This is a genomic window from Actinokineospora enzanensis DSM 44649, assembly GCF_000374445.1.
In the GTDB taxonomy this organism is placed as follows: Bacteria; Actinomycetota; Actinomycetes; order Mycobacteriales; family Pseudonocardiaceae; genus Actinokineospora; species Actinokineospora enzanensis.
The window spans coordinates 66,377-84,573 of the sequence record NZ_KB894433.1 but is presented as its reverse complement, the minus strand read 5'-3'; the positions used below and the strand labels follow the sequence as shown (position 1 = coordinate 84,573).

Annotated in this window: 22 protein-coding genes; 9 read left to right on the top strand and 13 right to left on the bottom strand. The window is 69.9% G+C overall.

All coding sequences use genetic code 11. The annotated features are described in order from the left end of the window. Positions 1–11: 11 nt before the first annotated feature. Positions 12–425 (bottom strand): YbaB/EbfC family nucleoid-associated protein, encoded by a 414-nt coding sequence (locus C503_RS41280; protein ID WP_018685726.1) that lies wholly within the window; start codon positions 423–425, stop codon positions 12–14. 89 nt (positions 426–514) lie between these two features. Here C503_RS41280 and C503_RS0128980 point away from each other — a divergent pair, with 89 nt between their 5' ends. Continuing rightward, positions 515–793: an Lrp/AsnC family transcriptional regulator gene (locus C503_RS0128980; RefSeq protein WP_018685725.1), complete on the top strand. Its 279-nt coding sequence runs from the start codon at positions 515–517 to the stop codon at positions 791–793. Here C503_RS0128980 and C503_RS0128975 read toward each other — a convergent pair. From C503_RS0128975 to ctaE, 5 genes are all read right to left on the bottom strand, one after another. After that, positions 790–1,788, bottom strand: coding sequence for a serine hydrolase (locus tag C503_RS0128975; RefSeq protein ID WP_018685724.1), 999 nt, complete (start codon positions 1,786–1,788; stop codon positions 790–792). The two genes, C503_RS0128980 and C503_RS0128975, sit on opposite strands and share 4 nt — an antisense overlap. Positions 1,789–1,895: 107 nt before the next feature. Further along, positions 1,896–3,554, bottom strand: coding sequence for a cytochrome bc1 complex cytochrome b subunit (qcrB, locus tag C503_RS0128970; protein WP_018685723.1), 1,659 nt, complete (start codon positions 3,552–3,554; stop codon positions 1,896–1,898). Then, positions 3,551–4,684, bottom strand: a complete 1,134-nt coding sequence (gene qcrA / locus C503_RS0128965; RefSeq protein ID WP_018685722.1) for a cytochrome bc1 complex Rieske iron-sulfur subunit — start codon at positions 4,682–4,684, stop codon at positions 3,551–3,553. Before qcrA ends, qcrB begins: the two co-directional genes overlap by 4 nt. Further along, positions 4,681–5,478, bottom strand: coding sequence for a cytochrome bc1 complex diheme cytochrome c subunit (qcrC, locus tag C503_RS0128960; RefSeq protein WP_018685721.1), 798 nt, complete (start codon positions 5,476–5,478; stop codon positions 4,681–4,683). Before qcrC ends, qcrA begins: the two co-directional genes overlap by 4 nt. A gap of 74 nt (positions 5,479–5,552) precedes the next feature. Next, on the bottom strand, positions 5,553–6,182 hold the full coding sequence (ctaE, locus tag C503_RS0128955; protein WP_084477362.1) for an aa3-type cytochrome oxidase subunit III: 630 nt from the start codon (positions 6,180–6,182) through the stop codon (positions 5,553–5,555). Between the two features lie 94 nt (positions 6,183–6,276). Between ctaE and C503_RS41275 the strand changes: the two genes are divergently transcribed. From C503_RS41275 to trpD, 3 genes are read left to right on the top strand one after another with little or no spacing between them, the layout of a single operon-like run. Continuing rightward, positions 6,277–6,735, top strand: a complete 459-nt coding sequence (locus tag C503_RS41275) for a hypothetical protein (protein ID WP_018685719.1) — start codon at positions 6,277–6,279, stop codon at positions 6,733–6,735. Between the two features lie 29 nt (positions 6,736–6,764). Further along, complete coding sequence (locus tag C503_RS0128945) at positions 6,765–7,175, top strand: hypothetical protein (protein WP_018685718.1); 411 nt, start codon at positions 6,765–6,767, stop codon at positions 7,173–7,175. A gap of 2 nt (positions 7,176–7,177) precedes the next feature. Continuing rightward, the gene (gene trpD, locus C503_RS0128940) at positions 7,178–8,224 is read left to right on the top strand and encodes an anthranilate phosphoribosyltransferase (RefSeq protein ID WP_018685717.1); all 1,047 of its coding nucleotides are present in this window, start codon (positions 7,178–7,180) and stop codon (positions 8,222–8,224) included. A 240-nt stretch (positions 8,225–8,464) separates the two neighbouring features. Here trpD and C503_RS0128935 read toward each other — a convergent pair whose 3' ends face one another. Together C503_RS0128935 and ctaC are read right to left on the bottom strand one after the other, a co-directional pair. Beyond that, positions 8,465–8,863 carry a cytochrome c oxidase subunit 4 gene (locus C503_RS0128935; RefSeq protein ID WP_018685716.1) on the bottom strand — a complete coding sequence of 133 codons (399 nt, stop codon included), beginning with the start codon at positions 8,861–8,863 and terminating at the stop codon, positions 8,465–8,467. Between the two features lie 31 nt (positions 8,864–8,894). Beyond that, positions 8,895–9,854 (bottom strand): aa3-type cytochrome oxidase subunit II, encoded by a 960-nt coding sequence (gene ctaC, locus C503_RS0128930; RefSeq protein WP_018685715.1) that lies wholly within the window; start codon positions 9,852–9,854, stop codon positions 8,895–8,897. A 274-nt stretch (positions 9,855–10,128) separates the two neighbouring features. Between ctaC and asnB the strand changes: the two genes are divergently transcribed. Further along, positions 10,129–12,057: an asparagine synthase (glutamine-hydrolyzing) gene (gene asnB, locus C503_RS0128925; RefSeq protein ID WP_018685714.1), complete on the top strand. Its 1,929-nt coding sequence runs from the start codon at positions 10,129–10,131 to the stop codon at positions 12,055–12,057. Positions 12,058–12,133: 76 nt separating this feature from the next. Here the strand turns inward: asnB and C503_RS0128920 are convergent, their stop codons facing one another. Next, positions 12,134–12,400, bottom strand: coding sequence for a helix-turn-helix domain-containing protein (locus C503_RS0128920; RefSeq protein WP_018685713.1), 267 nt, complete (start codon positions 12,398–12,400; stop codon positions 12,134–12,136). 46 nt (positions 12,401–12,446) lie between these two features. On the opposite strand from C503_RS0128920, the gene map reads away from it, so the two are divergent. Continuing rightward, entirely contained in the window at positions 12,447–13,211 is a 765-nt protein-coding gene (gene map / locus C503_RS0128915) for a type I methionyl aminopeptidase (RefSeq protein ID WP_018685712.1), read from the top strand. A gap of 42 nt (positions 13,212–13,253) precedes the next feature. On the opposite strand, the gene C503_RS0128910 is transcribed toward map, so the two are convergent. Beyond that, positions 13,254–14,189 carry a carbohydrate kinase family protein gene (locus C503_RS0128910; RefSeq protein WP_245572609.1) on the bottom strand — a complete coding sequence of 312 codons (936 nt, stop codon included), beginning with the start codon at positions 14,187–14,189 and terminating at the stop codon, positions 13,254–13,256. A 208-nt stretch (positions 14,190–14,397) separates the two neighbouring features. On the opposite strand from C503_RS0128910, the gene C503_RS46995 reads away from it, so the two are divergent. Then, entirely contained in the window at positions 14,398–14,568 is a 171-nt protein-coding gene (locus C503_RS46995; protein ID WP_018685710.1) for a hypothetical protein, read from the top strand. A 93-nt stretch (positions 14,569–14,661) separates the two neighbouring features. Here C503_RS46995 and C503_RS0128900 read toward each other — a convergent pair whose 3' ends face one another. Next, positions 14,662–15,024, bottom strand: coding sequence for a HesB/IscA family protein (locus tag C503_RS0128900; RefSeq protein WP_018685709.1), 363 nt, complete (start codon positions 15,022–15,024; stop codon positions 14,662–14,664). A gap of 123 nt (positions 15,025–15,147) precedes the next feature. Next, entirely contained in the window at positions 15,148–16,170 is a 1,023-nt protein-coding gene (locus C503_RS0128895) for a glycerate kinase family protein (protein ID WP_018685708.1), read from the bottom strand. Positions 16,171–16,214: 44 nt separating this feature from the next. Between C503_RS0128895 and C503_RS0128890 the strand changes: the two genes are divergently transcribed. Then, positions 16,215–16,865 carry a DUF3043 domain-containing protein gene (locus tag C503_RS0128890; RefSeq protein ID WP_018685707.1) on the top strand — a complete coding sequence of 217 codons (651 nt, stop codon included), beginning with the start codon at positions 16,215–16,217 and terminating at the stop codon, positions 16,863–16,865. Positions 16,866–16,899: 34 nt separating this feature from the next. Continuing rightward, a complete protein-coding gene (locus tag C503_RS0128885) occupies positions 16,900–17,889 on the top strand; it encodes an aldo/keto reductase family protein (protein WP_018685706.1) in 990 nt (329 codons plus the stop codon). 96 nt (positions 17,890–17,985) lie between these two features. Here C503_RS0128885 and C503_RS0128880 read toward each other — a convergent pair whose 3' ends face one another. Continuing rightward, a complete protein-coding gene (locus C503_RS0128880; RefSeq protein ID WP_018685705.1) occupies positions 17,986–18,189 on the bottom strand; it encodes an FmdB family zinc ribbon protein in 204 nt (67 codons plus the stop codon). Between the last annotated feature and the right edge of the window lie 8 nt (positions 18,190–18,197).

The window sequence follows — 18,197 nt, the reverse complement described above, 5'->3', positions numbered from 1 at the left end:
TTGGCGGATCATCACCACTTCTCATCGTCGCGATAAACAGCAGGCTGCTCGAAATACTCCTCGGTCTCCTGTCGGGGCGCGGCAGGTTCCTCAGCAGAAGGCTGCGGCACCCGCTGCACAACCCGTTCATTCCCACCCAACGGCACGAACGCCGTCGCCACCCCATCGGCCGCGGTCTGCCGGGCCCGAGCGGTCAACGCCAGGATCTCCGTGGCCAGCTCGTCGGCCCCACGCCCCAGCGCGGCCTCCGTCAACCGCAACCCCGTCAACGCCCCGCTGGCGGCCACGTCGACGGTCACCGCTCCATCCGCCGACTGCGAGCTGGCCGACGACGACTCGACCGCCTCCTTGAACCGCGTCGCCTTCTCCTGCAGCTCGGCAACCTGGGCCTCGAACGAGGCCAACCACTCGTCGGGCGTCTGCACAGGTCGGTCCTCTCGTAGGGGGACTACGTGGCGGGACGAGCCTACTGCCCTGATCTAGGCTGAGACCCGTACCCGGCGAAAGGACACCGATGATCACCGCGATCGTGCTGATCAGTGCCGCCACCGACGCCATCCCGGAGACGGCGCAGGCCATCGCCGACGTCGAGGGCGTGGCGGAGGTCTACTCCTGTGCCGGGGACATCGACCTGATCGCCGTGTTGCGCGTCGAGGACCACCAGGACCTGGCCCGGCTCATCCCTGGTCGGATCGCCAAGATCAACGGGGTGCTGGACACCGCCACCCACATCGCCTACCGGTCGTTCTCCCGGCGGGACACCGACACCGCGTTCGACATCGGCGAGGACTAGAACCGGCCCGCGAACAGGATCCGGGCCACCTCGGTGTCGGTCTGCTTGCCGTCGTCGTAGTCGCCCTTGCCGCGCAGGTTGTTCATGATGGACAGCGTGTAGCGCTCGCCGGGGCCGAGGAAGCCGACCGAGTTCATCACCCAGCCGCCGTCCTCTTCCGACCAGCCGTCCTTGTTGCCCGGCCGGGCGGACGGGCCCGCGCCCCACACGCCCCACTGCTGGTTGGCGGCCACGGTGCGGAGCTGGCCGAGGATGTAGTCGCGGTCGGCGGCCGGGACCTTGTCCAGCACATAGTTGACGAGCCGGTCCAGGTCGTCCGGTGTGCACTTCTGGAAGCCCCAGTACGGGTAGATCTTGCTGTAGCCCTTCTGCGGCTGCAGCGACGTCATGCCGTAGCGGGGGAACGCCGCGTTGAACGTCGTGTGATCCGTGCCGCCGTACTTCGACCACAGCGAGTCGGCGGCGTTGTCGTCGGAGCTGTGCAGCATGGCGGTGATCAGCGAGCGGTCGGCGGCGGTGAGCGTGATCGTGCCCGCGCGGTCGCGGGCCAGCATGTCGACCACCATGGCCAGTTTGATCGTGGACGCGGTCCAGGTCAGGTCGCCCGCGTGGTCGTTGCGCCACACCGCGCCGGTGGTGCGGTCGCGCACCACGATGCCGACCGTGCCGGGGCGTTGGGCCACGTAGGCCTGGGCGGCGGCGAAGCGGCGCTGGAAGTCGCAGTCGAAGCCGGACTTGGGCAGCGGGCAGTCCTCTGCCGCCTTGGTGCTCGCCGCGGTGGACGGCTTGCCGGGGGCGCTGGTCGGCGCCGCGGGCAGGCTTGGTGTGGACGTCACGCTGGGTGTCTCGGTGGGCGGCGGCGCTTCCGCGCTCTCTCCCGCCACTGCCTGGTTCTGTGCGGGCGGTGCCGGTGGCTCCGCCGGTGACCCGCAGCCCGCGAGCACCGATCCGGCGATCACCGCCAACACCGTCACGCGGCGTCCGACCCGCTCCATCACCGCGGCAGGCTATCGCGAAAACGCGTCGCCCGGCACGGGGACCCTGGAACAGGTGAAGGGCGGCACCCCCGGAACACCGGGAGTGCCGCCCTTCACCGGAAAGCTCAGTGCTTCGCGGTATCTCCAGCGGACTCGTCGGACGACCCGGACTCCAGCTGGGCGAGGTGGCCGTGTTGGGCCGCGCGGGCGCGGGCCAGGGCGGCGGTCTCCTCCGCCGGGTCCGGCGTGAGCCAGGAGCCCTGCACCGGGGCACCGGCCGAGCCGAGCTTGTTCATCTTCTTCGGCACCGGCGCGCCCTGGTACTCCAGCGGGATCGGGTGGCCGTGCTCGTCCACCGGGCCGAGCGGCTGGTGGATCTCGATGAACTCGCCGTGCGGCAGGCGCTTGATGATGCCGGTCTCCACGCCGTGCTCCAGCACCTCGCGGTCCGAGCGCTGCAGGCCCAGGCAGATGCGGTAGGTGATGTAGTAGGCGATCGGCGGCAGGATCAGCAGGCCGATACGGCCGATCCAGGTGGTCGCGTTGAGCGAGATGAAGAACTTGTCCGCGAGCACGTCGTTGGCCGCCGAGAGCAGCGACACCATGAAGTAGGTGATCGCCATGACGCCCAGGCTGGTGCGGACCGGCACGTCCCGCGGCCGTTGCAGCAGGTTGTGGTGCGCGTAGTCCTTGGTGAACTTCCGTTCGATCCAGGGATACACCGCCGCGATACCGCCGAGCAGCGGCAGACCGAGCATGAACGGGAAGAACGCCGCCGGGATCGTGTAGTCCCCGAGGTAGACCTCCCACGCGGGCCACAGCCGGATCAGACCGTCGGTCCAGCCCATGTACCAGTCGGGCACGGTGCCCGCGGAGATGTGCGCGGCGTTGAACGGCCCGAAGTTCCAGATCGGGTTGATCTGGAAGAGGCCGCCCAGCGCGGCGGTGACGCCCACGACGACCGCCATGAACGCGCCGCCCTTGACGGCGAACACCGGCATGATGCGCACGCCGACGACGTTCGTCTCCTTGCGACCGACGCCGGGGAACTGGGTGTGCTTCTGGTACCAGACCAGGGCCAAGTGGGCGCCGATGAGCGCGAGCAGGATGCCCGGGAGCAGCAGGATGTGCGCGGTGTAGAGCCGCGGCACGATGTCCTCGCCGGGGAACTCGCTGCCGAACAGCAGCCAGTGCACCCAGGTGCCCAGCACCGGGATCGACAGGATCAGGCCGGACATGATCCGCAGACCCGCGCCGGAGAGCAGGTCGTCCGGCAGCGAGTAGCCCGCGAAGCCCTCGGTGGCGCCGAGCAGGAACAGGTTGACGCCGATGACCCAGTTGACCTCGCGCGGACGGCGGAACGCGCCGGTGAAGAACACCCGGAACATGTGCGTCACGATCGAGGCCATGAACAGCAGCGCCGCCCAGTGGTGCATCTGCCGGGCGAACAGGCCGCCGCGCACGTCGAAGCTGATGGTCAGCGCCGACTCGTAGGCCCGGGACATCTCCAGTCCGCGCAGGTTGGCGAACGACCCCTGGTAGACGACCTCCTGCATGGAGGGGTCGAAGAACAGCGCCAGGTAGGTGCCGGTGAGCAGCAGCACGATGAAGCTGTACAGCGCGATCTCGCCGAGCAGGAACGACCAGTGCGTCGGGAAGACCTTGTTGAGCTGTCGGCGCAGGCCACCGGCCATGTGGTAGCGGTCATCGGCCCACTTGGCCGCCCCGCCCGCGGCGCGGCTGGCCAGGTTGTTGGGCTTGGTGGGAGTTGTGATGGCACTCATGACTTGCGCTCCCAGAAGGCGGGCCCGACCGGCTCGATGAAATCGCTCCTGGCATAAAGGTAACCCGTCTCCTCATCGACCGCGATGGGGAGCTGGGGGAGCTTGCGGGTCGCCGGACCGAAGATGGGCTTGGCGTACTCCAGCGCGTTGAACTGCGACTGGTGGCACGGGCAGAGGATCCGGTTGGTCCGCTGCTCGTACAGCGAGGTCGGGCAGCCGAGGTGGCTGCAGATCTTCGTGTACGCGTAGAGGTCGCCGAAGTTGAAGTCCTCCTGGCCAGCGGCCTTGATGACCTTGGCGGAGTCCTCCGGGCGCAGCCGGATCAGCATGACCGGGTTGTCCGAGCGCTTGAGTGCGGCGGACAGCGCCTCGTGGTCGTGCCGCTCGGACTCGCGGAACGGGAACACCGTCTCCATCGCGCCAGCGTCCAGGTCGGACGGCTTGACCAGGGCGATCTCCTCCGGGTCGCCGGTGTCCCTGCGCAGGAAGACGCGCTCCTTGGTCTGCTGCATCCAGCCGGTGTGCCAGAGCGAGTTCGGGGTGTTCGTCTGCGCCCACGGGTCGCGGACCAGGCCGCCGAGCGCGAACACGCCGACGCCAAGGCCCATGGCGCCCGCGCCGAGGCCCGCGGTGCGCTTGATCAGCGAGCGGCGGGCGATGGTGCTGCGGCTACCGGCGTCGGTCAGGTGGGCCAGGATGGTGGCCTTGTCGACCTCGGTCGAGCCGCCGTCGTGCCGCTGCTGGACGGCCACCTCGTGCGGGATGAACTTCTTCGTGTACAGCAGCGCGCCCACGCCCACGGACAGCACCGACAGGCCGAGCGTGGCGCCCAGCAGCGGCGTGTACAGCGAGTACATGAAGTACCCGTCCGTGTTGGGCGCGGTGTAGGCGGACGGCCAGAACAGGAACACGCCCGCGAAGCCGAGGCCCGCCACGGCCGCGATCAGGAACCACAGCGCGACCAGGCGCTCGGCCCGCCGCTCGGCCCGGGTGCCCTTGACCGGCCACGGGTCCGGGTACTCGATGAGCTCGACCTCGTCGAGCTGACCGCCGAGGCGGACGAGGTCCGCGCGGGACATGGCGGCGAGCTCCTCGTCGCCGGGCACGTCCGTGGGGTTGGTGGAACTCATGCTTTCGCCCCAATCCAGAGGGTCACGCCGACCAGCGCGGCGATCCCCACGATGAATGCGATCAGACCCTCGGACTGCGGCCCGAGCCCGCCGATCGGGTTGCCGCCGGGGTTGTTGTTGCCATCGGTCACCGACTTGACGTAGGCGACGATGTCCTTCTTCTCGTCCGGGGTGAGCTGCCGGTCGGAGAACTTGGGCATGTTCTGCGGGCCGGTGAGCATCGCGGCGTAGATCTCGGTCTCGGTGACCCCGTCCAGCGTCGGCGCGTACTTGCCGGAGGACAGGGCGCCACCGCGGCCGGTGAAGTTGTGGCAGGAGGCGCAGTTGAGCCGGAACAGCTCGCCGCCGCGGGCCGGGTTGTCGCCGCGCAGCTGCTCGCCCTTGGCGTCGGGCAGCTGGTTGCCGCCGCCGTGCGCCTGCACGTAGGCGCTGATGGCGTCGATCTCCTCGGGGCTCAGCTTCGGGGGCTTGCGCTCGATCTGGGCTTCCTGGCGCACCGCGGGCATCCGGCCGGTGGCGGTCTGGAAGTAGGTGGCGGCCTCGCCGACCCCGATCAGGCTGGGCCCGCGGTCCTGCACGCCCTCCAGGTTCGCGCCGTGGCAGCTGATGCAGGTGTTGTTGTAGATCTGCTCACCCTGGCGCAGCAGCGCGGAGTCGCCCTGGGCCTCGGCGACCGACGGTTCCGGCGCGAACGCCGAGTACAGGAACCCGACCGACGTCAGCGCGAAACCGAGGGCCAGCAGTCCGGCCACTCGCCTGCGCAGCTTGCCGCGGCTCCGTAGCTTCTTGATCATTTAACGGCAACCCTTGCTGTCGGTTCGGGCCCCGCGAGCGCCCCGCTCGTGGGCGTGCACGATACGGGAGGCGATCATGGGACCAGGTAGATGACCGCGAACAGGCCGATCCACACCACGTCGACGAAGTGCCAGTAGTAGGACACCACGATCGCCGAGGTCGCCTGGGCCGGGGTGAACTTGCTCAGCCTGGTGCGGATCAGCAGGAACACGAACGCGATCAGACCGCCGATGACGTGCAGGCCGTGGAAGCCGGTGGTAAGGAAGAAGACCGTCCCGAACGCCCCGGACGGGATGGTCACCCCCTCGTTGACCACCAGGTTGTAGTACTCGTACGCCTGGCCGCCGACGAAGATCGCGCCCATCACCAGCGTCAGCACGTACCAGCGCCGCAGGCCGAACACGTCGCCGCGCTCGGCGGCGAACACGCCGAGCTGGCAGGTGAACGAGGACGCGACCAGGATGATCGTGAACGGCAGCGCGTAGGGGATGTTCAGGTGGACCGGCTCCCCGTCCGCCAGCGGCGGCGGCCACACGCCCGTGGTGTTCTGCGCCTTGACGGTGAAGAACATGGCGAACAGGCCGGCGAAGAACATCAGTTCGCTGGACAACCACACGATGGTGCCGACGCTGACCATGTTCGGCCGGTTCAGCGAGTGCACACGCTGGCCAATGGAGGGCGCTGCTGCAGTCACGGGTCGCATTATGTCTTGCGGGTACCCGGCTCGCCCGGTCGGGTCGTGAGTAGACCGCGTCACAGTGATCGGCCCGGCGCGGGGTGTCCGGAAAGGCGGGGACGTGCGGTTTCTCGATCGGATCCAGGTTCGCGTTCGTACGCTGTTCACCAGGGCGCGGCCGACCGGTCCGACCGTCGACTCACCCGGGCTGGTGGTCGTGGCCGGTTCGTTCGACGACGCCGAGGCCGCCTCCGCCGCCCTCACCCGGGCGAGTGACTGGCGAGCGGCCGAGACGGCGGTGCTGCGGCACCATCTCGTACTGCCCAGGGCGCGGGTGGCGGAGGCCTCCACCTTGATCGAGCTAGACGGCTACGCGCTGCGGGAAGTCGGCGCCGGTGAAGGGGATTCGATACTCCTGCACGCGGTGCGCGCGGAGGTGGTGACCGCGCTGACCATCTCCCGGGAACGGTCCCGGATGGCCGGTCTGGCGCAGCGGCTGGACGGCACGGCGTCCGGGTGGGATGTGCTGCAGACCGACGGGCGTGAGACCGATAACATCGACCCGCCCGGCCGGGCGTGACCGCAGCGAGGACCGCGAAGGGACGCAGCATGAGCACTGCCGCACTGAAGATCCTGGTCTTCAGCCACCGTCCCGAGGTCCGGGAGACGATCATCACAGCGATCGGCCGCCGTCCGGCCGCGGACATCGGCCGGGTCGCCTTCGAGGAGGTCGGCACCATCGCCGAGGTGCTGATGTCGATGGACGCGGGCGGCGTGGACCTGGCGGTGCTGGACGGCGAGGCGCAGCCCACCGGCGGCATGGGCCTGTGCAGGCAGCTCAAGAACGAGATCACCGACTGCCCGCCGATCGTGGTGGCGGTGCGCCGCAAGGACGACCGCTGGCTGGCCACCTGGTCGCAGGCGGACGCGGTGCTGGTGCACCCGCTCGACCCGCTGACCGCCGCCGAGACCGTGGCCGACGTGCTGCGGAACAAGCGGCTGCCGTTACTGCGGGGCTGAGCATGGACCGCACCTGGAAGAGCTTGCTCAACCAGCTGATCGCCGGGAACGACCTGGACACCGCCGACACCGCGTGGGCGATGAACGAGATCATGACCGACTCGGCCACCCCGGCGCAGATCGCCGGTTTCGTGGTCGCGCTGCGCGCCAAGGGCGAGACGCCCGCGGAGATCGGCGGCCTGGCCCAGGGCATGATGGCCAACGCCCGGCTGGTCCCGTTGGACCGCGCGGAGGCGGCGGGCGCGGTGGACGTGGTGGGCACCGGCGGCGACCAGGCACACACGGTGAACATCTCCACGATGAGCGCCATCGTCGCCTCGGCGGCGGGCGCCCCGGTGGTCAAGCACGGCAACCGCGCGGCCTCGTCCAAATGCGGCACCGCGGATGTGCTGGAAGAGCTTGGTGTCGCGATCGAGCTGTCGCCGGAGGCGGTGGCCGCGTGTGTGCGCGAGGTCGGGATCGGCTTCTGCTTCGCCCCGGCCTTCCACCCGGCCCTGCGCTTCGCCGGACCGGTACGCGGCGAGCTGGGCATCCCCACGGCGTTCAACGTGCTGGGCCCGCTGACCAACCCGGCCCAGCCGGGCGCGGGCCTGGTCGGCTGTGCGAACGCCCGGATGGCGCCCACGATGGCCGAGGTCTTCGCCGCGCGCGGGACGAACGTGCTGGTGGTCCGCGGCAACGACAACCTGGACGAGATCACGACCACGACCACGACGGCGGTCTGGGTGGTCAGCGGCGGAACGGTCCGCGAGGACACCATCGACCCGTCGCGGCTGGGGATCGCCCCGGCTCGTCCGGAGGATCTGCGCGGTGGTGACGCGGCGTTCAACGCCCAGGTCGTGCGGGATTTGTTGGGCGGCAAGGCGGGCGCGGTGCGCGACGCGGTGATCCTCAACGCGGCCGGTGCGATCGCCGCGCACCGCGGGCCGACCGAGGATGTCCACGCGGACCTGGCGGCGGGCCTCGACAGGGCTGCCCAGGCCATCGACTCCGGCACCGCGGCGGACCTGTTGGCTCGCTGGGCCACTCGCTCCCGCGAACTCGCCTGACGGGCTTCCTGGGCCTGTTTACGGGCTGATCGGGTCGAGTCCTCCACTGTGGACGCGCCCGGCTCGCTGCCGCAGGCCCGACAGTCCCGGGTTTGTCGATCATCGAACAGCTTCGCCTGTGGACAACTTCTGTACCCCACACGAGTGGACTTGCCGCCGCCCCAACGCGACCACCTGCGCGAACCCGCAAACACCGCGGCCCCGCACGAAAGTCGTGCGGGGCCGCGGTGAAATCGGGGATCAGTCGGCGTTCGGCCGGGTGTGGTACTCGAACACCAGCCCGCCCACCATGATCAGGATCAGCACGATCGCGATCACCAGCAGCCACACCTGCCAGAACGCCATGGCGAAGGCGGCGATGGCGGCCGAGGCGGCCAGGCCGACCGGCCAGTAGCTACCCGGGCTGAAGAAGCCCAGCTCGCCCGCGCCGTCACTGACCTCGGCGTCCGGGTTGTCCTCCGGGCGGTGCTCCAACCGCCGGGCGACGAAGTGGAAGTAGGAGCCGACGATCAGCGAGAGACCGCCGGTGAGGATCAGGGCCACCGTGCCGACGGGCTCCTTCGCCCACAGCCCGTAGACGAGCGCGGAGAGAAAGAAGAAGCCGGTCGTGATATCGAAGAGCCTGGCTTCGACCTTCATGCTGTCCTCACATTCACCTGTCCGGGGTGGACTAGTTGGTCGCGGTGCGGGCCGTGCGGTCGGTGTTGAACGGCTTGGTGGTGACCGCAGTGGGCGTGCACAGCTCGCCGCAGTTCATCTTCGCCAGCGCCTCCGCCGTGGTGTACGGCTTGCCGGTCTTGTCGTTGACCTGCTGGCGCAGCTTGAGGAACTGGTCGAACTGCTCGCCTTCGAGCACCCGGACCTCGAAGTTCATGCCCGAGTGGTAGGTGCCGCACAGCTCGGCACAGCGGCCGACGAAGGAGCCGGTGCGGTCGATGGTGTTCTGGAAGTCGGAGTCCTGGTTGTTGCGCTCCGGGTGCGGGAACACATCCCGCTTGAACAGGAACTCCGGCACCCAGAAGGAGTGGATGACGTCCCGCGAGTGCAGGTTGTACTGGATGGTGCGGTGCGCGGGCAGCACGAGCAGCGGGATCTCGGTGGAGCTGCCGACGGTGCGGACGGGCTGGTCGCCGGGCGCCTTGGGGGTCGCCTCGGTGCCGCTCGCGTCCTTCACCGACTTGTACTCGAACTGCCAGTTCCACTGGAACGCCAGCACGTCCACGGTGACGTCCGGGTCCTTGGCCTGCGCCTGCACGTAGTTCTGGGTGGTGGCGGTGAAGTAGAACAGCACGACCACGATCACGACCGGGATGCCGGTGTAGATCCACTCCAGGAAGTGGTTGTACTGGAACTGCTTCGGCAGCTTCTCGCCGCGCTTGCGGTGCGCCAGCACCGGCCAGAGGATGAGCGCCCAGGTGATCACGCCGATGATCAGCGCGGCGACGACCGACCAGGTCCAGAACTGGCGCATCCGGTCGGCCTGCGGGGTGATGCCTTCCGGCCAGCCGAAGCGCAGGACCTCGTCGGTGGAGCAGCCGGAGGCCGCGAACACGACCAGGGCGAGAAGACCGGCGAGCTTGCTCAGCCGCGCGACCGGCGAACGGCTCCCGGCGGCCTTGGGTGTGCCCACTGCTCGACTCCTTCACGACGCGGTACTGCCACGCAACATCTGTGCTGCTCCGGGCCCTCGCGCGCGGCCGTTGGGCAGCACTCACAAGCACTCTCGGAGAGCACTGCGCAGCCTAGCCGAGCGACCGGCGCCACACCCCCCGAGGGGTGATCGGATGTCGGTCACACCCACCGCCGGGCCTCCACCAGGTCACGGCCGGGGCAACCGGAACCGGCATACTGGCGTCTTCCCCGCCAGATGTACCCCGGCTCGACACGAGAGGTGCGCGAGAAGCGTGTGCGGTCTGCTTGGCCTGGTCTGCCCTTCCGAGATGGACGCCGCCGCGGCGCGTTCGGCCGTCGGCGCCGCGATGCGCTGCCAGCGGCACCGCGGTCCCGACGAGAGCGGGACCTGGACCGGCGGTGAGGTCGTCTTCGGCTTCAACCGACTGTCCATGATCGACATCGAGCACTCCCACCAGCCGCTGCCCTGGGGCCCGCCGGAGGCACCGCAGCGCTACACGCTGTTGTTCAACGGCGAGATCTACAACTACCTGGAGCTACGCGCGGAACTGACGGAGCGCCACGGCGCCCGCTTCCACACCGACGGTGACTCCGAGACGATCGTGGCCGCGTACCACTACTGGGGCGAGGCGGCGGTCACCCGGCTGCGCGGCATGTTCGCGTTCCTGATCTGGGACTCGCAGCGCCAGACCCTGTTCGGCGCGCGCGACCCGTTCGGCATCAAGCCGCTCTTCTACGCCGCGGGCCAGGGCGGTGTGGCGTTCTCCAGCGAGAAGAAGTCGATCCTGGAGCTGGCGCCGCTGCTCGGCCTGAAGCAGGAGCTGGACCGCCGGTCGCTGCAGTACTACATGACGCTGCAGTACGTGCCCGAGCCGTCGACCCTGCACACCACGATTCACCGGATCGAGTCCGGCAGCTGCTTCACCCTGACGCCCGGTGAGGAGCCGGTCGTCAAGCGGTACTGGCAGCCCCGCTTCGCGCCGACCCCGGTCCGCGGCCCGGCCGACGCGGAAAGCCTCTACCAGCGCATCGCCGACGTCATGAGCGACTCGGTCCGCATGCACATGCGCGCGGACGTCACGGTCGGCTCGTTCCTGTCCGGCGGCATCGACTCCACCGCGATCGCGGCCCTGGCCCGCGACCACAACCCGGACCTGGTGACCTTCACCACCGGCTTCGAGCGGCAGGGCTACTCCGAGGTCGACGTGGCCGCGGAGTCGGCGGCCGCGATCGGCGTGAAGCACGTGGTCCGCACGGTGAACGCGCGCGAGATGATGGACGCGCTCCCACTGATCGTCTGGTACCTCGACGACCCGGTGGCGGACCCGGCGCTGGTCCCACTGTGGTTCATCGCGCGTGAGGCCCGGAAGCACGTGAAGGTCGTGCTGTCCGGCGAGGGCGCGGACGAGCTGTTCGGCGGGTACACGATCTATCGGGAGCCGTTGTCGTTGGCGCCGTTCGAGCGGGTGCCCGGGTCGCTGCGGAAGTTCATGGGGCGGGTGTCCACGAAGATTCCCGAGGGGACTCGCGGTAAGGACCTGTTGCGGCGCGGGTCGCTCACGTTGGAGGAGCGGTACTACGGGAACGCTCGGATCTTCCGGGATGACCAGCTGAAGTCGGTGCTGCGGACGTTCGATCCGGGAATCGGGCATCGGGACATCACCGGGCCGCACTACCGGGACTCGGTGGACTGGGATCCGGTCACCCGGATGCAGCACGTGGATCTGTACACGTGGCTGCGGGGGGACATCCTGGTCAAGGCTGACAAGATGACGATGGCGAACTCGCTGGAGCTGCGGGTGCCGTTCCTCGATCCCGAGGTGTTCCGGGTGGCGGCGCAGGTGCCGTTGGAGCAGAAGATCACCAAGGAGACCACGAAGTTCGCGTTGCGGCAGGCCATGCGGAAGGTGGTGCCCGCGCATGTGCTGAATCGGCGGAAGCTGGGGTTCCCGGTGCCGATTCGGTTGTGGTTGAAGGATGAGATGTACGAGTGGGCGCGGGATATCGTGATGCGCTCGCAGACTGATGCTCTGATCGACAAGAACGCGGTTATGCGGTTGTTGGAGGAGCACAAGGCTGGGGCGCTGGATCACAGTCGGCGGATCTGGGCGTTGTTGGTGTTCATGTTGTGGCATGGGATCTTCATTGAGCGGCGGATTACGCCGGTGGTACCGGAGCCGCATTATCCTGTGAAGCTTTGATCGGTTTTCAAGGGGCGGGGATCCTACGGATCTCCGCCCCTGCTCTTTGTGTGGATGTTGGCGCGTCGGCCAGGATTCAGGCCGACAAGCGGCCTTGTTCGGCAGGTTCCGTTGAGGTCAGCAGCTGCTCCAGGGACACGCCGACCGCACCGGCGATGGCGGCGACGGTGAAGAACGCGGGGGTGGGGACTCGGCCGCGTTCGATCTTGCGGAGGGTCTCGACCGAGATGCCTGCGGCGGCGGCGACGTCCACCATGCTGCGGTCGCCTCGGGCGGCTCGGAGCATCTCGCCCAGGAGGGCGCCTCGGGCGCGGTCGTCGGGGCTCAGTGGCTGTCGCACCATGGGACCCATGGTAGTCCGGGATAGAAATACCGGTATAGTTATCCCCATGATCGAGTTGAAGACGGCCGGTGAGCTGGACGCCATGCGGGTGGCGGGGCTGGTGGTGGCGGAGGCGCTCGCGACGGTTCGGGAGGCAGCGGGCATCGGGGTGTCGCTGCTGGAGTTGGACGAGGTGGCGAGAGGGGTGCTCGCGGCGCACGCGGCCCAGTCGTCGTTTCTTGGGTACTTGCCGGGGTTCGCGTCGACGCCCTACCCCGCTGTGCTCTGTACCTCGGTGAATGACGCGATCGTGCACGGGATCCCGGATGGGACCCGGTTGCGGGACGGGGATCTGCTCAGCATCGACTTCGCCGCGCACGTGGACGGGTGGCATGCCGACGCGGCCGTGTCGTTCGTGGTGGGGACGGCTCGGGCGGCGGATCTGGAGTTGATCGCGACCGCCGAGCGGGCCTTGGCGGCGGGGATCAAGGCGGCCGTGGTAGGGGCGCGGATGGGAGACATCGCGCACGCGGTGAGCGAGGTCGGGCGGGGAGCGGGGTACGGGATCCCGCCGGACTTCGGGGGGCACGGGATCGGGCGGGCGATGCACGAGGCGCCCGAGGTGCCGAACGAGGGGCGAGCCGGGCGGGGGCTGCGGCTCCGGCCGGGGCTCGCGATCGCGATCGAGCCGATGTTGCACCTGGGTGGGGACGACTTCGGCACCGACGCGGACGGGTGGACGCTGCGGACCGTGGACGGGTCTCGGGCCGCGCATGTCGAGCACACGATCGCGGTGACCGAGGACGGGCCTCGGGTGCTGACCGCGTTGTGATCGCCGCCGTGACCTGGGGGCACGGCGGCGATCACGCGAAGATCACCCGGGGAGCACGGCGCCGATCTCGGTGCCCGCGTCGGGGCCGAAGGCGCCCGCGATGCGGGAGACGGCGGTGGCCTTGTCGAAGGTCCACTCCTGGGGGCCGTCGACCTCCAGGACGAGGACGGCGACCATCGAGCCGAGCTGGGCGCAGCGCTCCAGCGTCAGACCATGGGCGCGCCCGGCCAGGAAGCCCGCGCGGAAGCCGTCGCCGACGCCGGTGGGGTCGACCTTGGCGGTCTCCGGGACGGCGCCGACGTGCAGCTGGGTGCCGTCCTTGGCGACGATCTCGACGCCCTTCTCGCCCAGGGTGGTGATGCGCAGGCCGACCCGGTCCATGACCTCCTGCTCGGACCAGCCGGTCTTGCGGCGCAGCAGCTCCCACTCGTAGTCGTTGCTGAACAGGTAGTCCGCGCCGGTGATGAACTCGCGGATCTGCTCGCCCTCCATGCGGGCCAGCTGCTGCGAGGGGTCGACGGCGAAGGTGTAGCCGCGCTGCCTGGACTCCTCGGCGTGCCGGAGCATGCCCTCGGGGTCGTTGGGGCTGATCAGCACCAGGTCGAAGCCGCCGACCCGGTCGGCGACCGGGGCCAGCTCGATCAGCCGGGCCTCGGCCATGGCGCCGGTGTAGAACGACGCGATCTGGCACATGTCGTCGTCGGTGGTGCACACGAAGCGGGCGGTGTTGGCGACCTCGGACACGTGCACCCCGGAGCAGTCCACGCCGTGCCGCTCCAGCCAGGAGCGGTAGTCGGCGAAGTCGGCGCCGACCGCGCCCACCAGCACCGGCGCGACACCCAGCACGCCCATGCCGTAGGCGATGTTGGCCCCGATGCCGCCACGCCGGACGATCAGGTCGTCGACGAGGAAGCTCAGCGACACGCGGTGCAGCTGTTCGGTGACGAGTTGCTCGGCGAACCTCCCGGGGAAGTGCATCAGGTGGTCGGTCGCGATGCTCCCGGTGACGGCAACGGGCACGTGGCCCTCCCTGTCTGTCCGCCCGGCGACGCCGATCGACGTCGAACGCGGGCTCGGCGCGGTCATGGCGAATCCCGCCACCCGTCCGGGTGGCGTCAGGTCACTGTTCAACACTACCGTGGGGTATGGCTGGGAAGTTCCCATTCAGCCGCTTACTGTCCGGCGAATGACCCCTGAGGAACCGGACACCCTGGACGAACTTATCGCGGACTGCGCCGACATCCCGACCGCGCTGACCGAGCGCCGCCCGGTGTTGCCCCGGCCGAGGGTAGCCGCGCGCTGGTCGGTGTCGGACAGCTGCCAGGCCCAGGTGGCCGATCTCGACGCATACGTGTGAGCACAGTCTGCCGTGAACATCGGAAAGGGGCCGCGACCTGAGTGGTCACGGCCCCTTTCCGATGTTCACGGGGCGCCGGGCGCGCCGGGCGACTCAGTGGAAGGAGTCGCCGCAGGCGCAGCTGCCGCCCGCGTTCGGGTTGTCGATCGTGAAGCCGGACTTCTCGATCGTGTCCACGAAGTCGATGGTGGCGCCCTGGACGTACGGCGCGCTCATCCGGTCGACCGCGACCTTGAGGCCGCCGAAGTCGCGGAACAGGTCGCCGTCCAGGCTGCGCTCGTCGAAGAACAGCTGGTAGCGCAGGCCCGCGCAACCACCGGGCTGGACGGCGATGCGCAGGTGCATGTCGTCGCGGCCCTCCTGTTCGAGCAGGGCCTTCGCCTTGGCAGCGGCGGCGTCGGACAGCTCCACACCGTGGGTCGCCGACTCGGCGCCCGTCTCCTGAGCGGTCGTCATCGTTCTCCCTAGGAAAGGTCCTACACAGGCTCTCGCCCGCTACAACGCCGAGCGCGCGGAGTCTGTTCCGTACCCGCCCATGGTGACACAGATGCCCGTCGGTCCGGCAGGGTGCCGCGCGCCTCACCACTGGCGGGCGACGTGTTCGGCCAGGTCGGCCAGCGTGCCCGCGGGGTCGGCCAGGGCTGTCTCGACCGAGCCTGCGTGCTCGGCCACGGCGTGCGCCTCGGCGATCCCGATCGAGGCCGCCTGTCTGCGGCCGACCGACACCTGCCCGGCCAGCACCACGCAGGGCAGGCCGCGGTCGGCGGCGGCCGCGGCGACGGCGGTGACGAGCTTGCCGCGCAGCGACTGCCAGTCGAAGCTGCCCTCGCCGGTGACGACCAGGTCGGCGCGGGCGACGGCGTCGTCCAGGCCCGTCGCGACGCGCACCACCTCTGCCCCACCGACGGTGCCCGCGCCCAGGGCGAGCAGGGCGAACCCCAGGCCGCCCGCCGCCCCGGCGCCGGGTTCGTCGCGCGGGTCGTGGCCGCACCTGGCGGCGACCTCGTCGGCCCAGGCGGTGAGCCTGCCCGCCAGCCGGTCGACGGCGGCGGGGTCGGCGCCCTTCTGCGGGCCGAACGTGGCCGCGGCGCCGTGCGGGCCGAGCAGCGGGTTGGCCACGTCCGCGGCCATGACCAGCCTGGGCAGCGGGCCCTCCAGGACATGCAGGGCGCCCCGGCCGCCGTCGGTGGTGGCCGATCCGCCCAGCCCGACGACGATGGTCGCCACGCCTGCGTCCCGGGCGGCCATGATCAGCTCGCCGACGCCCTGGGTGGTGGCGGTCTCGCAGGCCATGGTTCGCTCGTCCGGGGGAACCAGGTGCAGGCCGATGGCCTCGGCGCTCTCCAGGTAGGCGACGTCGTCGTGGACCAGCCAGCGGGCGTCCACCGGGTCGCCGAGCGGGCCGGTGACGCTGGTCAGGCGCAGGTTGCCGCCCAGCGCGGCGTGCAGGACGTCGACGAAGCCGGGACCGCCGTCGGCCAGCGGACACGTGGTCAGCCGGGCCGCAGGCGCGCCGCGCGACCAGCCCGCGGCGATGGCGTCGGCGGCCGCCGCGGCGGTCAGCGTCCCGCCGAAGCAGTCCGGGGCGATGACGACTCGCACGGGCGCAGCGTAGCGAGCCGGAGCCTTGTCCTACGCTGGTGCGTGTGAGGTTCCTTCGCCGCAACTCAGCCGACACCACCGATGAGCAGGTGGACGACGACGCCGTGACCGTTGGCGAGTCGGTGCCGAAGGGACACACCCCCGGCAAGGGCAGGCCCACCCCGAAGCGCCGGGAGGCCGAGGGGCGCAAGCGCGGCCCGGTCGCCCCGCCGCCGAAGACCACGCGCGAGGCCATGCGCCGCGCCCGGGGCAGCAAGGAGGAGCGCAAGGAGCTCTCCGCGCAGCGCCGGGAGCAGCGGGTCGAGCAGCGCCGCCGGATGGCCGAGGGCGACGACCGGTACCTGATGCCGCGCGACCGCGGCCCGGTCAAGGCGTACGTGCGCGACCTGGTCGACTCGCGGCGCAACCTGCTCGGCCTGTTCATGCCGCTGGCCATCGTGGTGTTCGTCTCGCTGCTGGCCCAGTCGCCGATGGTGCAGTACTACGCCACCCTGATCTGCCTGGTCATGCTGGTGGTGATGGTGGCCGAGGCGGTGCTCAACGGGCGCCGGATCCTGCGCAAGGTGCGGGCCAAGTTCCCCAAGGAGACCGTGCGCGGCGCGTCCATCGGCTGGTACTCGTTCGTGCGGGCCACCCAGCTGCGCAAGCTGCGCATCCCCAAGCCGCGCGTCTCCCCCGGTGACACGGTCGCCTGACGCGTTCCTTAGCGTCGCGAAGTAGATTGGCGGCATGGAGTTTCGTCGCCTCGGCCGCAGCGGCCTGAACGTCTCTGAGATCTCGTACGGCAACTGGCTCACCCACGGCTCACAGGTCGAGGAGGACGCCGCCCAGGCCTGCGTCAAGGCTGCCCTGGACGCGGGCATCACCACCTTCGACACCGCGGACGTCTACGCCAACACCGCCGCGGAGTCCGTGCTCGGCCGCGCGCTGAAGGGGCAGCGGCGCGCGGGCTACGAGCTGTTCACCAAGGTCTTCTGGCCGACCGGGCCGAAGGGGCCGAACGACCAGGGGCTCGGCCGCAAGCACATCATCGAGTCCGCCAACGCCTCGTTGCAGCGGCTGGGCACCGACTACCTGGACCTCTACCAGGCGCACCGCTACGACCGGACGGTGCCGCTGGAGGAGACCATGCTGGCGTTCGCCGACCTGGTCCGGCAGGGCAAGGTCCTCTACATCGGCGTGTCCGAGTGGACCGGCGAGCAGATCACCCGCGGCGCCGCCCTGGCCCGGGACCTGAACGTCCCGTTCATCTCGAACCAGCCGCAGTACTCGATGCTGTGGCGGGTCATCGAGGAGCAGGTGGTCCCGGCCTCGGAGCGCGAGGGCGTCTCGCAGATCGTCTGGTCGCCGATCGCCCAGGGCGTGCTGACCGGCAAGTACCAGCCGGGTGCCGCGCCGCCCGCGGGCTCCCGGGCGACCGACGAGTCCGGCGGCAAGAACATGATCTCCCGCTGGCTGCGCGACGACGTGCTGACCGCGGTGCAGGCGCTCAAGCCGCTGGCCGAGCAGGCCGGCCTCAGCCAGGCCCAGCTGGCGGTGGCGTGGGTGCTGCAGAACCCGAACGTGGCCTCGGCGATCATCGGCGCGTCCCGGCCGGAGCAGGTGCACGAGAACGTCAAGGCGGCGGGCGTGAAGCTGGAGGACGACCTGCTGGCCGCGATCGACGCCGCGCTGGCGGACGTGATCGAGCGCGACCCGCGGCAGACCATCACTCCCTGATCCGGTGAGCCCGCGGGTCGGTTCACCGACCCGCGGGCGCTCTCTCGGTCAGATTCGGCCGGTCTCGGTCGGTCTTGATCGGCTCGGTCGGCCTGGTCAGCCGCAGCAACCGCCGCCGCAGCAGCCCCCGCCCCCGCTCGCGGGTGGGGTGGAGCTGCCCGCGAGACCGGCCATGGTGAGCAGCTTGACCGTGTCCGCGTGGCCCGCCGGGCACGGCGCGGGATCACTCGCCTCGCTCATCGGCCGGTTGACGTCATAGGTGTCGCCGCATTCGCGGCAGCGGAACTCGTAGGTCGGCACGTGTCCAT

Bases quoted from the DNA above. Each gene is read 5' to 3' on its own strand.
- C503_RS0128980 (WP_018685725.1), top strand. From the start codon at position 515: ATGATCACCGCGATCGTGCTGATCAGTGCCGCCACCGACGCCATCCCG.
- C503_RS0128975 (WP_018685724.1), bottom strand. From the start codon at position 1,788: ATGGAGCGGGTCGGACGCCGCGTGACGGTGTTGGCGGTGATCGCCGGA.
- qcrB (WP_018685723.1), bottom strand. From the start codon at position 3,554: ATGAGTGCCATCACAACTCCCACCAAGCCCAACAACCTGGCCAGCCGC.
- qcrA (WP_018685722.1), bottom strand. From the start codon at position 4,684: ATGAGTTCCACCAACCCCACGGACGTGCCCGGCGACGAGGAGCTCGCC.
- qcrC (WP_018685721.1), bottom strand. From the start codon at position 5,478: ATGATCAAGAAGCTACGGAGCCGCGGCAAGCTGCGCAGGCGAGTGGCC.
- ctaE (WP_084477362.1), bottom strand. From the start codon at position 6,182: ATGCGACCCGTGACTGCAGCAGCGCCCTCCATTGGCCAGCGTGTGCAC.
- C503_RS0128945 (WP_018685718.1), top strand. From the start codon at position 6,765: ATGAGCACTGCCGCACTGAAGATCCTGGTCTTCAGCCACCGTCCCGAG.
- trpD (WP_018685717.1), top strand. From the start codon at position 7,178: ATGGACCGCACCTGGAAGAGCTTGCTCAACCAGCTGATCGCCGGGAAC.
- C503_RS0128935 (WP_018685716.1), bottom strand. From the start codon at position 8,863: ATGAAGGTCGAAGCCAGGCTCTTCGATATCACGACCGGCTTCTTCTTT.
- C503_RS0128920 (WP_018685713.1), bottom strand. From the start codon at position 12,400: ATGGTGCGACAGCCACTGAGCCCCGACGACCGCGCCCGAGGCGCCCTC.
- map (WP_018685712.1), top strand. From the start codon at position 12,447: ATGATCGAGTTGAAGACGGCCGGTGAGCTGGACGCCATGCGGGTGGCG.
- C503_RS0128910 (WP_245572609.1), bottom strand. From the start codon at position 14,189: ATGCACTTCCCCGGGAGGTTCGCCGAGCAACTCGTCACCGAACAGCTG.
- C503_RS46995 (WP_018685710.1), top strand. From the start codon at position 14,398: ATGACCCCTGAGGAACCGGACACCCTGGACGAACTTATCGCGGACTGC.
- C503_RS0128900 (WP_018685709.1), bottom strand. From the start codon at position 15,024: ATGACGACCGCTCAGGAGACGGGCGCCGAGTCGGCGACCCACGGTGTG.
- C503_RS0128885 (WP_018685706.1), top strand. From the start codon at position 16,900: ATGGAGTTTCGTCGCCTCGGCCGCAGCGGCCTGAACGTCTCTGAGATC.